We start from the raw sequence: 14,383 nt of genomic DNA on the forward strand, positions 1-14,383 counted from the left end.
CGCGGCCTCAGCCGTGTGGACAGCCGACGTGAAGGGGCGCGGGGAACTGCGCGACCAGCCCCCCACGCACCCGCAGCCGAAACGCGGCCTCAGCCGTGTGGACAGCCGACGTGAAGGGGCGCGGGGAACTGCGCGACCAGCCCCCCACGCACCCGCAGCCGAAACGCGGCCTCAGCCCACCGTGTACTCGTCGGCCACACTCAACGCGGCGTCCAGCGCGGCGAACCCTTCCTTCAACTCGGCCTCACTGACATTGCACGGCGGCACGACATGCGTCCGGTTCATGTTCACGAACGGCCACAGACCGTGCTTCTTCGCGGCCGCCCCGAACGCGGCCATCGGCGCGTTCGCCTCCCCGGCCGCGTTGTACGGCACCAGCGGCTCCCGGGTCTCCCGGTTCCTCACCAGGTCGAGCGCCCAGAACATGCCGACCCCGCGCACCTCGCCGACGCTCGGGTGCCGCTCGGCGAGGGCGGCGAGCGCCGGCCCCACGACCTCGGCCCCCAGCCGCTTCGCGTTCTCGACGACCCCTTCCTCCGCCATCACGTTGATCGTCGCGACGGCGGCGGCACAGGCCAGCGGATGCCCGGAGTACGTGAGACCGCCGGGGTAGGGCCGCTTGGCGAAGGTCTCGGCGACCTTCTGACCGATGGCCACCCCGCCGAGCGGCACGTACCCGCTGTTCACGCCCTTGGCGAAGGTCATCAGATCGGGTACGACGCCGAACAGGTCGGCCGCGAACCACTCCCCGGTCCGTCCGAACCCGGCCATGACCTCGTCCAGGACGAAGACGATCCCGTGCTTGTCGCAGATCTCCCGGACCCCCGCGAGATACCCGGCCGGCGGAACCATGATCCCGGCGGTCCCCGGGACGGTCTCCAGCACGATGGCCGCGACCGTCCCGGGTCCCTCGAAGGCGATCGTGGTCTCCAGGTGCTCCAGCGCCCGCGCGGTCTCCTGCTCCTCCGTCTCGGCGTAGAAGCGGGAGCGGTAGAGGAAGGGCGCCCAGAAGTGCACGACCCCGGCGACGGCACCGTCGGAGGGCCAGCGGCGCGGGTCGCCGGTGATGTTGATCGCCTGCTGGGTGCCGCCGTGGTACGAGCGGTAGGCGGACAGCACCTTCGGGCGCCCGGTGTGCAGCCGGGCCATCCGCACCGCGTGCTCGATCGCGTCCGCGCCGCCGTTGGTGAAGAAGATCTTGTCCAGGTCGCCGGGCGTCCGCTCGGCGATCAGCCGGGCCGCCTCCGACCGTGCCTCGACGGCGAAGGCGGGCGCGAAGGTGGTCATCTTCGCGGCCTGCTCCTGGATGGCGGCGACGACCTTCGGGTGCTGGTACCCGATGTTGGTGAAGACGAGCCCGCTGGTGAAGTCCAGGTAGCGCCGGCCGTCGTAGTCCCAGAAGTACGACCCTTCGGCGCCGGCCACGGCGAGCGGGTCGATGAGGTCCTGCGCCGACCAGGAGTGGAAGACGTGCGCGCGATCGGCCGCCTTCACGGCGGCTCCGGCCTGGGGATTGGGCTGAGGGGTCATGGCGGGGAGCGTAAAAGGGGCCGGCAGGGGAGCGATAGCGGCGACATGTTCCGTGGTCAGGGGGATTCCGCGACAGGTTGTCCACAACCTGGGGACGCGGCCGGGCGACCGGCACCGGTGCCTGTTACGTAACCGTAGACATGGCGCTGCGCGATCCCCGGAACGGCCGCATTATTCTCGGCTCGATCACAAGTGTGAGCGAGGAGCGGGTCAGCCATGGAGAAGCTAGGGCCGGGGGATCCGCAGCACATCGGGAGCTACCGGCTGCTGGCGCGGCTGGGCGCGGGCGGCATGGGGCACGTGTACCTCGCCCGGTCGGAGCGCGGTCGTACGGTCGCCGTGAAGCTGGTGCGGGCGGAACTCGCCGAGCACGAGGAGTTCCGGGCGCGCTTCAGGCAGGAGGTCCGCAACGCCCAGCGGGTCGGCGGGTTCTGGACCGCGCCGGTCCTCGACGCCGACACCGAGGCCGCGGTGCCCTGGGTGGCCACCGGGTACGTGGCCGGGCCGAGCCTGCAGCAGGTCGTCGAGCACGACCACGGGCCACTGCCCGAGCGGTCGGTGCGCATCCTCGCCGCCGGGCTGGCGCACGCGCTCGGCAACATCCACGCGGCCGGGATCGTCCACCGTGACCTGAAGCCGTCCAACGTGATGCTCACCATAGAGGGACCCCGGGTCATCGACTTCGGCATCGCGCGGGCGCTGGAGACGCTGCCCGGCGAACGGCTCACCCAGACCGGCTCGCTCCTCGGCTCGCCCGGGTTCATGGCCCCCGAGCAGGTGCGCGGCGACCGGATCACCCCGGCCTGCGACATCTTCTGCCTCGGTTCGGTGCTCGCCTACGCGGCCACCGGCCGGCTGCCCTTCGGCTCCACGGAGGGCGGCGCGCACGCCCTGATGTTCCGCATCGCCCAGGAGGACCCCGACCTCTCCGGCCTCCCCGAGGACATCGCCGACGTGGTCCGCGACTGCCTGCGCAAGGACCCGGCGGCCCGCCCGTCGCTGGACGCGATCCTGGCGCGCACGGGAGCGGGCACCACGGTCTGGGAGGGCCGGTCGAGGGACCCCTGGCTCCCCGGCGCCCTGGTGGCCCAACTCGGCCGTCACGCGGTGGAGTTGCTGGAGGTGGAGGACCCGACGGTCCACGGGACGTCGAACGGGGCGCCGACGGCCCCGGCGGCACCGCAATGGGCGCCGGGGGCAACGCCCTCAGGGGCGCGCGGCGGTGTCGAATCCGCGGCTGCCGCCGCGGGGGCGCGGCCGGCCACCGCTCACCCGCACCCGCCCCACAACGATCCGTCCCCCGAACACGCCCCCGCCCACCCGGCCTACGGCTACTCCCAGCCGCACCCGCAGTCATCGCCGTACAACCCCTACACCACCCCCACCCCCACCCCCGCCCCAGCCCCCGACCTCACCCAGCTCTACCCCCCTGTCCCCCCACCCCCGCTCTACGACCCCCTCTCCGCCGACGAGCCCCGCCGCACCCCCCGCTCCACCGCCCTCCTCGTCACCGTCGCGCTGATCGTGCTGCTGGCCGCGGGCGGCTCGGTGTACGCGCTCATGAACAGCGGCGGCGGCGACGGCACGGACGGCAAGGCGGCCGGCAGGACCACCCCGTCGGCCACCGCCCCCACCACCTCGGGCGAGTCGACGCCCACGCCGTCACCCTCTTCCTCGGCCGCCCAGCAGGGCACCGGCACCGTCCCCGCCGGCTTCCTCGGCACCTGGGCCACGTCGATAGACAACGACACCGGCCACAACACCCGCGAACTGACCATCCGCCAGGGCGCCGTGGGCGACCCGGTCCTCACGCTGGTCGCGGACGGCCCCGGCTACCACTGCGAGTTCACCGCGCAGCTCGTCGACAAGCCCGGCTCCGGCGGCCCGCTCGCGATCGGCCCGTCCAAGGTCACGTCCGGCAGGCCCCGTTCGTCGTGCACCGCCGGCAAGCCCACCGAGGTGACCCTGCTGTCCGACGGCAAGCTGAAGCGGGCCCAGACGGACGGCGGTGAGAGTCTCACCTACTCCAAGGAATGAGGTCCGTCCCCCTGGCCGGGGAGCCCGATACCGCGGACGTCAGCCGAGGCTCACCCAGGCGCCCTGCTCGGCCGAGCGGCTCATCGCGTCGAGGGCGGTGGCGCTGTGCACGGCGTCTTCGAGGGTCGGCCCGTAGGAGGTGCCCTCGGCGACGGACCGCAGGAAGTTGGCGGCCTCGATGACCTTGAGGTCGTCGTAGCCCATGGCGTTGGCCGCGCCGGGCTGGAAGGCGGCGTACTCGCCGTGGCCGGGGCCGACGAACACCGTGCTGACGGGCTGGTCCTGGTAGGAGGTGCCGCGGCTGACGCCCAGCTCGCCCATCCGCCGGTAGTCCCAGAAGACGGCGCCCTTGGTGCCGTGCACCTCGAAGCCGTAGTTGTTCTGCTCGCCGACCGAGACCCGGCAGGCCTCCAGGACACCCCGGGCGCCGGAGGCGAAGCGCAGCAGGCAGTTGACGTAGTCCTCGTTCTCGACGGGGCCGAGTTCGCCGCCGGTGGCGAGGGTGTGGCCGGCGGTGGCGCCGGTGGGGCGGGCGCGCTCCGGAATGAACACGGCGGTGTCGGCGGCCAGCGAGACGATGTCACCGAGCAGGAAGCGGGCCAGGTCGACGCCGTGCGAGGCCAGGTCGCCGAGCACCCCGCCGCCGCCCCGGGCCCGCTCGTACCGCCAGGTCAGGGCACCGTCGGGATGGGCGGCGTAGTCGCTGAACAGCCGGACGCGGACATGCGTGACGGCCCCCAGCTCACCGGAGGCGATCAGCTCGCGGGCGTACGCGACGGCGGGCGCGTTGCGGTAGTTGAAGCCGACGGTGCCCCGCACCCCCGCCTTGGTGACGGCGTCGGACACCGCGCGGGCGTCCTCGGTGGTCAGCCCGACCGGCTTCTCGATCCAGATGTGCTTGCCGGCCTCGGCCATCGCGACGCCGATCTCGCGGTGCAGGAAGTTCGGCGCGGTGATGCTGACCGCGTGGACCCGCGGGTCGGCGGCGACCTCGCGCCAGTCGCGGGTGGTGGCCGCGAACCCGAACTGGGCTGCGGCCTCCTCGGCCCGGCCCGGCACCTCCTCGGCGACGGCCACCAGCTCCGGCCGGACCGGCAGCCGCGGGAAGTGGTGCGGAATCCGCAGGTAGGCCTGGGTGTGCACCCGCCCCATCCAGCCGAATCCGACGACGGCGACGCCGAGCGTACTCACCATGGGCTGCCCTTCCGCGACTGCTTGGACCGTTCCAACAGCTGCCGCTCACGATGCGGGCCCGCTTCTGTGGATGTCAAGACATACGGCCGTCCTTACAAAGACAAAGGCCCGGTACTGGCTGTGGGGCTGACCGTCATGGCCGACTGCCGCGCCGTCGTGGCTGGTCGCGCAGTTCCCCGCGCCCCTGAAGGGGCGCTACAGGTGACGCGCCCCAAAGGAGCGCGGGCTGTATTCGATGTGCGGCTCCGCCGCGTGGGCGCGAACAACCCCCACCGTGCCGCACCGGCCCCACGACGCGCACCCGGCTCCTCTTCTTCGGCCCCCTCACCTCACCGGGGTTCCGGCGGCCGCTGCCTCGGCATGTTCGGCCGAGCCCCGTTGGACCCCGGCGGCAACGGAAACCGCCCGTTCGCCTGCCCCGCGTCCGCTCGGGGCGCCGCCGCCACCGTCGCCTGCATGCCCAGCGGAGGCGGCCCGGCCCGGAACTCCACCATCCAGTCGGCCGTCTCCGTGCGGACCAACTCGGTCACGTCCTCCGAGAACCGCCGCAGCACCCCCAGGCACCGCTCGGCCGCCTCGCTCGCCGTACCGTCCGCCGGCCCCAGCACCTCCCGCACACTCTCCGACGCCCAGTCGAACTGGAGCACCTGCAGCCGCCGCTGCACGGCCTGCGCGGTGGCCATGTCCCTTATCCAGCCGGAGGTCACTCCGAAGAACCGGTCGATGCCGACGCAGGACACCGCCATCAGTAGCGCGATATACCCCCAGGGTGCGAGCCCGCCGACCACTCCGGTCAGGTCGAGGAGCGGCAGCGCCGCCCCCAGCACCGCCCCCGCCGCCGCCCCGCACCGCAGCGCCCGCGCCCCCCGCCGCTTCCACACCCGGTCCGCCAGATACCACCCGGTCGTCTCCAGGGCCCCGCGCTCCACCCACCGGTACAGCTCGTCGAGCCGCTCGGCCGGCTCACCCCAGTCCCCGAGCGGGAACGCCCGCCCGGTCAGATCACCCGGCCGCAGTCCGGCCGCACCCTCGCCGCCCCGCCCCTCCTGAGGCGGCCCCTCGGGCTGCATCTCCGGCTGACCCACCCGGCACTCCCTAACTGATCCCGACCGGTCACGTTCCGTGACTGGCGCTGGACCTGACAATGGATGCTGACGACGGCAACCCTTCCTACCGCCCAATGGGTGGCGAAGACTGTGCTTTCGTCTCTTTTCCGCCCGGAAGGGGGGCTTGATCAGGTATAGGGCAGCCGGGATTCTCACTCGAAAGAGTGGCGGGGCGATGGCTGCGCCGACCACGTAGGCTCATGCACAACAGAGAATGTCCGGACCCGACCCAGGAGCTGATCGTGATCCCCGGTGGTGGCCAGCCCAACATGCAGCAGCTGCTCCAGCAGGCCCAGAAGATGCAGCAGGACCTGGCACGGGCCCAGGAGGAACTCGCGGACACGGAGGTCGACGGACAGGCGGGCGGCGGCCTGGTGAAGGCCACCGTGACCGGCTCCGGCGAACTGCGCGCGCTGAAGATCGACCCGAAGGCGGTGGACCCGGAGGACACGGAGACCCTCGCCGACCTGATCGTCGCGGCGGTCCAGGCGGCCAACGAGAACGCCCAGGCGCTCCAGCAGCAGAAACTCGGCCCGCTGGCCCAGGGGCTGGGCGGCGGCAGCGGCATCCCCGGCCTGCCGTTCTGATGTTCGTCGTCCGCGCGTCACCCGTACCGCCTTCCTAGGACAGGCGGCAGCCAACTACCGTACGTACCGAAAGACTCCAGGAAGGGCAGTCCGTTGTACGAAGGCGTGGTCCAGGACCTCATCGACGAGTTGGGGCGGCTGCCCGGCGTCGGTCCGAAGAGCGCGCAGCGGATCGCCTTCCACATCCTTCAGGCGGAGCCGACGGACGTACGGCGTCTCGCGCAGGCTCTCCTGGAGGTGAAGGCGAAGGTCCGCTTCTGCGCGACCTGCGGCAACGTGGCACAGGAGGAACTGTGCAACATCTGCCGCGACACCCGCCGCGACCCCACCGTCATCTGCGTGGTGGAGGAGCCGAAGGACGTCGTCGCGATCGAGCGCACGCGCGAGTTCCGCGGCCGCTACCACGTGCTCGGCGGCGCGATCAGCCCGATCGAGGGCGTCGGTCCCGACGACCTCCGGATAAGAGAGCTGCTCGCCCGGCTGGCGGACGGCACGGTCACCGAGCTGATCCTCGCCACGGACCCGAACCTGGAGGGCGAGGCGACCGCCACCTACCTCGCCCGCATGATCAAACCCATGGGCCTGAAGGTCACCCGCCTGGCCAGCGGCCTCCCGGTGGGCGGCGACCTGGAATACGCGGACGAGGTCACCCTCGGCCGCGCCTTCGAGGGGAGACGACTCCTAGATGTCTGACGCCACGCTGCACGCGACCTCACAGAACCCGGACGACTTCGCGGTCCAGATCGCGGACCAGGTGGAGAGCTTCCTGGTGGCCGTGACGGAGGTGTCCAAGGGCGACGAGCCGGACTCGGCGGTTCCCTTCCTCCTCCTGGAGGTCTCCCAGCTCCTGCTGGCCGGCGGCCGTCTCGGCGCGCACGAGGACATCGTCCCCGACGAGCGCTACGAGCCGGACCCGGGCCCGGAGCCGGACGTCGACCAGCTCCGCGAGAACTTCGCGCGCCTTCTCGAACCCATCGACGTCTACTCCGAGGTCTTCGACCCCTACGCGCCGCGCAAGGCCCCCGTCCCGGCCCGCGTCTCGGACGACCTCGCCGACATCGTCACCGACCTCCGCCACGGCATGGCCCACTACCGCGCGGGCCGCACCTCGGAGGCCCTGTGGTGGTGGCAGTTCTCCTACTTCTCCAACTGGGGCCCCACCGCCTCCGCGGTCCTGCGAGCCCTCCAGTCCGTCCTCATCCACGTCCGCCTCAACCAGCCCCTGGAGGAGCTGGACGGCCTGGACACGGACCAGGACACGATGGGCGACGAGACGCTGGAGTTCGAGGCGGGGCAGGTCATGCAGGAGGAGATCGGCGAGGTGCTGGGACTGGGCCGGACCAGGTAGCCCGGGCAAGAGGGCTTCCCGGCGAGCCGTACGCCTCCACAATGGGCCCATGACACTCAAGCCATGGGCCTGGGCGGGCGTCCTGCTCTTCGGGGCCGGAGCGGTCACCTTGGTGATCGCCGCCCTGGTCGACCTCGGCAAGGCTAACGAGATCGCTGGTGTGACCGGGGGAGTGACGGGGCTGGCCGGCCTCGCGCTCGCGCTGATCGCCCAGTTCGGCGGTACCGGTACGGCCACGTCGGAGCGGAGGGTGCTGGCCTCGGGCGACGGGTCGATCGCCGCGGGCGAGAACATCGGCACGGCATCGACGGGGGGTACGACGGCTCCGGCGCCGCCTTCATCACCTCCTCCTTCGTCGGGTACGCAGGCCTCCGGTGACGTGACCGCGTCCGGGCGGGGGGCGATCGCGGCGGGTGGGGACATCGGCTCGGCTTCGACGGGGATGTGAAGGACGATGCCGGTATGACGGGGGATTCGTCTGCCAACGCGTCGGGCCGGCAGTCGGTCGCGGCGGGACATTCGATCGGCGTGGCGATCACGGGCGACCATGCCGCACCGACGTTCGTGCAGCAGATGCGGTTGACTCTTCCTGCGGAGGCGTTCAAGTTGCCGCAGGTCGAGTCCAGTGTGGTCAATCTGCCTCAGAGGCCACGGCACTTCGTCGGCCGCGAACATGAACTGAAGGCGCTGAACCGGGCGTTCGAGGACGTCGGCGGGATCGTGGTGCACGCCGTCCACGGACTGGGCGGTATCGGCAAGTCGACGCTGGCCGCCTGGTGGGCCGAAGGGCGGAAGTCGGCGTACAACCCGGTCTGGTGGATCACGGCGGAGACAGAGGCTGACCTCGACGCGGGGCTGGCCGACTTCACGGTGGCGCTCCAGCCGGCGCTGCGCGACGGAATGTCGCGGACGGCACTGCGGGATCTGGCGGTTCGGTGGCTCGCGGAGCACGACAACTGGCTGCTGGTTCTCGACAACGTGTCCGAACCGGCTCATGTGAAGAGGCTGTTGGGGCGGGCCGTCCGCGGCCGGATCCTGATCACGACCCGCCAGGTGGCAGGGTGGGAGGGAGTCGCGGAGACCCTGTCGCTGGATGTGCTCGAACTGCCGGAGGCGGTGAACCTCTTCACACGGATCTACGGCGGTACGGCGGACGAGGCCGAGGACCTCTGCCGTGACCTCGGTTGTCTGCCGCTGGCGGTCGATCAGGCGGCCGCCTACTGCCGGGAGGCGGGGATCACCGCGGCGGCTTTCCGGCGGCAGCTGGCCAAGTATCCGGTGGAGACGCTGAACGCTGCTCCCGAGGGCGGACGGGCTGTCGCCCGGATCTGGCCGGTGACGCTGGACCGGCTCGCGGACACACCGCTCGCGGGGGAGATCCTGCGGGTGATCGCCTGGTGGGCGCCGAGCGGCATCCGGCGTGAGTATCTGGAACCGATGGGCAGTCCGCCCGAAGTGACGGAGGCGCTGCGGAGGCTCGCCGCGCACAGCATGATCTCGCTGCACCACGACACGGTGTCGGTGCACCGGCTGGTGCAGGCGGTGGCACGGGGAGGGGGCCCGGCAGAGGTGGCGCGGGCGCGGGACACGGCAGCCGAGCTGTTGCGGGAGTGGGGGGAGGGCCATGAGGGTGACCTGGCCTCCGGCTGGCTCACGCACGCGGAGACGCTGGTCGGGCTGGCGGACGCGGAGACGGAACCGGTCGCGGCGCTGCTGGTGTCCATCGCCGTCTGGCACTACTACCTGGACACCTATGGGGACGACGAGGAGGCCAGGAGATGGGCCGAGCGGGCGGTGGCGGCCACCCTGCGAACCTGCGGGCGGGGTGCCCCGGAGGTCCTGGACGCACGCAGGTTGCTGGCCGACGCGCTCGGCCGCGAAGGCGACTGGAAGGGCGCTCTGGCGACGCTGAGGGACAACGTGACCGACTGCGAACGCGCGTTCGGGCGCAAGGCGCCGACGACGTTCGAAGCCCGCGCCTCTCTGGCCAGACCGATGGCGCAGACCGGGGACGCGAAAGGCGCGTCGCGCCTGGCGAAGAGGAACCTGGGACGTGCTCGACGAGCGCTGGGTGCCGACCACCCGACCGTCATCCACATCAGCCGCTCCGTGGTCGAGCTGTACGCGAAATTGGTCGAGCTCGGCCATGACTCGTACGCGCCCGAAGGCATCCTTTACGGCAGGTTCCTGCGGTCGCACGCCGTGGACGTCGAAGGAGAGGATGCCACCAGCACTCTTTACCTGACCGCGGCGCTTGTACGTCTTCTCTCCTGCACCGGAGCCCATGCGGACGCGCTGGCGATTCTGAGACCGCTTGTCGAGCGGTGCGCACGGGTCTTCGGCGAACTGAACCTGCGGACGCTGGACCTTCGTGTGAGCCAGATCGACCTGATGCGCAGGGTCGGCGATCTCGACGGCGCCCGAGAACAGGCGCCGCGGCTTCTCGGTGACTGGGAGTACGCCCTCGACGGAACCCCCTTCAGCGGCTACATACGCGAGAAGTACGTCGACCTCCTCCCGGGTGAAGACTGACCCCGCAAGCCGGTCCACTGTGAGCCAGGGCACTTTCCCGCGTGGCGTTCCGTTCCCTGGGCAGGTACCGGCTGCGAGCGCGAAGGCCGGACGAGTCTCACCATGCGGGAGCAGGCCGGTGGAATTCGGACGCTCGTTAAACTGAGCCGACACAAACGAACCGAGCGAGGAGCGCACGTGGGCCTTGTCGTGCAGAAGTACGGAGGCTCCTCCGTTGCCGATGCCGAGGGCATCAAGCGCGTCGCCAAGCGAATCGTGGAAGCGAAGAAGAACGGCAACCAGGTGGTTGTCGTCGTTTCCGCGATGGGCGACACGACGGACGAGCTGATCGATCTCGCCGAGCAGGTATCCCCGATGCCTGCCGGGCGTGAGTTCGACATGCTGCTGACCGCCGGAGAGCGTATCTCCATGGCACTGCTGGCCATGGCGATCAAAAACCTGGGCCACGAGGCCCAGTCGTTCACCGGCAGCCAGGCAGGCGTCATCACCGACTCGGTCCACAACAAAGCCCGGATCATCGACGTCACCCCGGGGCGGATCCGGACGGCGCTGGATGAGGGCAACATCGCCATCGTGGCGGGGTTCCAGGGCGTGAGCCAGGACAAGAAGGACATCACCACGCTGGGTCGCGGCGGGTCCGACACGACGGCCGTGGCGCTGGCCGCCGCGCTCGACGCCGAGGTCTGCGAGATCTACACCGACGTCGACGGTGTGTTCACCGCCGACCCGCGCGTGGTGAAGAAGGCGCGGAAGATCGACTGGATCGCCTTCGAGGACATGCTGGAGCTCGCCGCCTCCGGTTCCAAGGTGCTGCTCCACCGCTGTGTGGAGTACGCGCGCCGCTACAACATCCCGATCCACGTCCGGTCCAGCTTCAGCGGACTACAGGGCACGTGGGTCAGCAGCAAGCCGATTGGGGACAAGAAGGTGGAGCAGGCCATCATCTCCGGTGTCGCGCACGACACCTCGGAGGCCAAGATCACGGTCGTCGGCGTGCCCGACAAGCCGGGCGAGGCCGCCGCCATCTTCCGGACCATCGCCGATGCCGAGATCAACATCGACATGGTCGTGCAGAACGTGTCCGCCGCCGCCACCGGCCTGACGGACATCTCCTTCACGCTCCCGAAGACCGAGGGCCGCAAGGCCATCGACGCGCTGGAGCGCAACCGGTCGGGCATCGGCTTCGACTCGCTGCGCTACGACGACCAGATCGGCAAGATCTCCCTGGTCGGCGCCGGGATGAAGACCAACCCGGGGGTCACGGCCTCGTTCTTCGAGGCGCTCAGCGACGCCGGGGTCAACATCGAGCTGATCTCGACCTCCGAGATCCGCATCTCGGTCGTGACCCGTGCCGACGACGTGCCGGAGGCCGTACGCGCCGTGCACACCGCCTTCGGACTGGACTCCGACAGCGACGAGGCCGTGGTCTACGGAGGCACCGGCCGATGACTGCCAAGCCGGCGCTCGCGGTCGTGGGAGCGACCGGGGCCGTCGGCACGGTCATGCTCCAGATCCTGTCCCAGCGGGCGGACGTCTGGGGCGAGATCCGCCTGCTCGCCTCCCCGCGCTCGGCCGGCCGCAAGCTGACCGTGCGCGGGGCCGAGGTCGAGGTCGTCGCGCTGTCGGAGGAGGCCTTCGACGGGATCGACGTCGCGATGTTCGACGTGCCCGACGAGGTCTCCGCGCGCTGGGCGCCGATCGCCGCCGCCAAGGGCGTCGTCGTGGTCGACAACTCGGGGGCCTTCCGGATGGACCCGGAGGTGCCGCTGGTCGTCCCCGAGGTCAATCCGCACTGCGCCCGCAACCGGACGCGCGGGATCATCGCCAACCCCAACTGCACCACGCTGTCGATGATCGTCGCCCTGGGCGCGCTGCACGCCGAGTTCGGGCTGCGCGAGCTGGTGGTGTCGTCGTACCAGGCGGTGAGCGGGGCCGGGCGGGCCGGCGTGGAGACGCTGCGGGCCCAGCTGTCGATGGTCGCGGGCACGGAGCTGGGCACCAAGCCCGGTGACGTACGGCGGGCGGTCGGGGACCTCACCGGGCCGTTCCCGGAGCCGGTCGCGCTCAACGTCGTACCGTGGGCCGGGTCGCTGCGGGAGGACGGCTGGTCGTCGGAGGAGATGAAGGTGCGGGACGAGTCCCGCAAGATCCTCGGGCTGCCGAAGCTGCCGGTCGCGGTGACATGCGTGCGGGTCCCGGTGGTCACCACGCACTCCCTGACGGTGCACGCCCGCTTCCAGGGCGAGGTCACGGTCGACAAGGCCCGGGAGATCCTGGACACGGCCCCGGGCGTCGTCCTCTTCGACAACCCGGCCGCCGGTGAGTTCCCGACCCCGGCCGACGTGGTGGGCACCGACCCGACCTGGGTCGGGCGGGTACGGCGGGCGCTCGACGACCCGACCGCGCTGGAACTCTTCGTGTGCGGGGACAACCTTCGCAAAGGGGCCGCGCTGAACACCGCGCAGATCGCCGAGCTGGTGGCGGCGGAACTGACCGGCCGTTCAGGAACGGCGGATTCCGCGTGAACGGCCGGTGACCACGGCAAATGTCCCGAAGGCGCCCCGAATGGGAGCGGGCCCAAGGTAGGGGCAACGTAAGAAATGTGGTCGGGAGCATGGTCCAAACCTCTTGAACCCCGACCCCCTGACGTTCGAAGATTTTCCTCCCCGTCCTCCGCAACCACGCGGGCGGCGGGGAGCGTCTTTGCGGTCGCCCGCTTACCGGGCGCTTACGCGACCGGGCCTTCGGGCCGCGGGGACGCATGATCCTGGCGTGGGGACGCCGTGATCGGGGCGTGGGGACGCCCGATTTATATGGTGCATAGGGGAAGAGCGGGACGCATGGCGGCAATTGAGGCTCCGTCCGGCAGGCTCGGCGTGCGCGCGTCCGGCATGCCCGGCGTAAAAGTGATGCCCGGCACGTACAACCCTGGCGGGGTCAGACGTGTCCAACTGACGTGGCAGAGGTTCTCGAACTCAGTGCGCCCCGCGGCGCGACGGCCCTACGGCCGCCCCGTGCCGGCCTGCGCCCCCGCATGCCCGGCGCGCCCGGCGGCATGCCGGTGATCGCGCCCATGCCCGCAGCGCGGCCCACCCGCATACCCAGCCAGCGCGACGGCGCCGAGGAGAGCACGACGGCTGCGGCCGGCACCACCGTCGACCACCTCACCGAGACCTACCGGGCGCACTACCGCTCGCTCCTCGGCCTCGCGGCTCTCCTCCTCGACGACACCGCCTCCTGCGAGGACGTCGTCCAGGAGGCCTTCATCCGCGTCCACTCCGCCCGCAAACGCGTCCGGGACCCGGAGAAGACCCTGGCCTACCTGCGCCAGACGGTCGTCAACCTCTCCCGCTCCGCGCTGCGCCGCCGCATCCTCGGCCTCAAGCTCCTGTCCAAGCCGATGCCGGACGCGGCCAGCGCCGAGGAAGGCGCCTACGACCAGCTGGAGCGGCGCGATCTGATCAAGGCGATGAAGGGCCTCCAGCGCCGCCAGCGCGAGGTCCTCGTCCTGCGCTACTTCGCCGACATGACCGAGGCCCAGGTCGCCGAGACCCTCGGCATCTCGCTGGGCTCGGTGAAGGCGTACGGTTCGCGCGGCATCGCGGCCCTGCGGGTGGCGATGGGGTCGCAGGCATGACGGACAGCCCTCAGGGAGGCGACTCGCATGATCGCCACGAGCCCTACGCCTGGCACGAGCCGACCCGTGGTCACGAGCCTGGTCCGGGACACGGTTCGGGACACGGTTCGGGGGAGCCGACGGAGCCTGGTCCGGGGGAGCCGACGCGGTTTGGTTCGGGGGAGCCGACGCGGTTTGGTTCGGGGGAGCCGACGCCACGGCAGCACGAGCAAGAGCACACGCAATCGCACGCTGGGAACGGAACTGTGAACCACGGCCCCGACGAAAAGGACCCCAAGGGCCTGGGACCGGGCCCTGAAGGGCTCCGGAGCGGCCTCGGTGCCGGCTTCGGTGCCGGGGGCGGGGGGGGCCCAGCCCCCCGCCCCCGAAGGAAGCTGCCCACCCAGAAAAACCGGCAAACAAAAACGCAAAA

General features: G+C 71.0%; 12 protein-coding genes. 9 read left to right on the top strand and 3 right to left on the bottom strand.

Annotation, left to right across the window (positions count from 1 at the left end):
* Positions 1–171: 171 nt before the first annotated feature.
* Positions 172–1,530, bottom strand: a complete 1,359-nt coding sequence (locus AB0P24_RS44885) for an aspartate aminotransferase family protein (protein ID WP_365804742.1) — start codon at positions 1,528–1,530, stop codon at positions 172–174.
* Between the two features lie 216 nt (positions 1,531–1,746).
* Here AB0P24_RS44885 and AB0P24_RS44890 point away from each other — a divergent pair, with 216 nt between their 5' ends.
* Positions 1,747–3,567: a serine/threonine-protein kinase gene (locus AB0P24_RS44890; RefSeq protein ID WP_365804744.1), complete on the top strand. Its 1,821-nt coding sequence runs from the start codon at positions 1,747–1,749 to the stop codon at positions 3,565–3,567.
* 39 nt (positions 3,568–3,606) lie between these two features.
* Here AB0P24_RS44890 and AB0P24_RS44895 read toward each other — a convergent pair whose 3' ends face one another.
* Together AB0P24_RS44895 and AB0P24_RS44900 are read right to left on the bottom strand one after the other, a co-directional pair.
* Positions 3,607–4,761 (bottom strand): Gfo/Idh/MocA family oxidoreductase, encoded by a 1,155-nt coding sequence (locus AB0P24_RS44895; protein ID WP_365804746.1) that lies wholly within the window; start codon positions 4,759–4,761, stop codon positions 3,607–3,609.
* Between the two features lie 329 nt (positions 4,762–5,090).
* On the bottom strand, positions 5,091–5,846 hold the full coding sequence (locus AB0P24_RS44900; RefSeq protein WP_365804748.1) for an SLATT domain-containing protein: 756 nt from the start codon (positions 5,844–5,846) through the stop codon (positions 5,091–5,093).
* Between the two features lie 263 nt (positions 5,847–6,109).
* Between AB0P24_RS44900 and AB0P24_RS44905 the strand changes: the two genes are divergently transcribed.
* The 8 genes from AB0P24_RS44905 to AB0P24_RS44940 all read left to right on the top strand — a co-directional run bounded on the left by AB0P24_RS44905 (position 6,110) and on the right by AB0P24_RS44940 (position 13,971).
* A complete protein-coding gene (locus tag AB0P24_RS44905; protein WP_365804760.1) occupies positions 6,110–6,454 on the top strand; it encodes a YbaB/EbfC family nucleoid-associated protein in 345 nt (114 codons plus the stop codon).
* A gap of 93 nt (positions 6,455–6,547) precedes the next feature.
* Positions 6,548–7,147 carry a recombination mediator RecR gene (gene recR, locus AB0P24_RS44910; RefSeq protein ID WP_093500254.1) on the top strand — a complete coding sequence of 200 codons (600 nt, stop codon included), beginning with the start codon at positions 6,548–6,550 and terminating at the stop codon, positions 7,145–7,147.
* Entirely contained in the window at positions 7,140–7,802 is a 663-nt protein-coding gene (locus tag AB0P24_RS44915) for a DUF5063 domain-containing protein (protein ID WP_365804750.1), read from the top strand. The genes recR and AB0P24_RS44915 overlap by 8 nt, the downstream gene beginning before the upstream one ends.
* 49 nt (positions 7,803–7,851) lie before the next feature.
* On the top strand, positions 7,852–8,250 hold the full coding sequence (locus tag AB0P24_RS44920; RefSeq protein WP_365804752.1) for a hypothetical protein: 399 nt from the start codon (positions 7,852–7,854) through the stop codon (positions 8,248–8,250).
* 14 nt (positions 8,251–8,264) lie between these two features.
* Positions 8,265–10,334 carry a tetratricopeptide repeat protein gene (locus AB0P24_RS44925; RefSeq protein ID WP_365804754.1) on the top strand — a complete coding sequence of 690 codons (2,070 nt, stop codon included), beginning with the start codon at positions 8,265–8,267 and terminating at the stop codon, positions 10,332–10,334.
* 177 nt (positions 10,335–10,511) lie between these two features.
* Positions 10,512–11,783, top strand: coding sequence for an aspartate kinase (locus AB0P24_RS44930; protein ID WP_234540198.1), 1,272 nt, complete (start codon positions 10,512–10,514; stop codon positions 11,781–11,783).
* Entirely contained in the window at positions 11,780–12,859 is a 1,080-nt protein-coding gene (locus tag AB0P24_RS44935; RefSeq protein WP_365804756.1) for an aspartate-semialdehyde dehydrogenase, read from the top strand. The genes AB0P24_RS44930 and AB0P24_RS44935 overlap by 4 nt, the downstream gene beginning before the upstream one ends.
* Positions 12,860–13,290: 431 nt before the next feature.
* Complete coding sequence (locus tag AB0P24_RS44940; RefSeq protein ID WP_365804758.1) at positions 13,291–13,971, top strand: SigE family RNA polymerase sigma factor; 681 nt, start codon at positions 13,291–13,293, stop codon at positions 13,969–13,971.
* Positions 13,972–14,383 lie beyond the last annotated feature (412 nt).

The organism is Streptomyces sp. NPDC086519 (genome assembly GCF_040686075.1).
Classification (GTDB): domain Bacteria; phylum Actinomycetota; class Actinomycetes; order Streptomycetales; family Streptomycetaceae; genus Streptomyces; species Streptomyces shenzhenensis.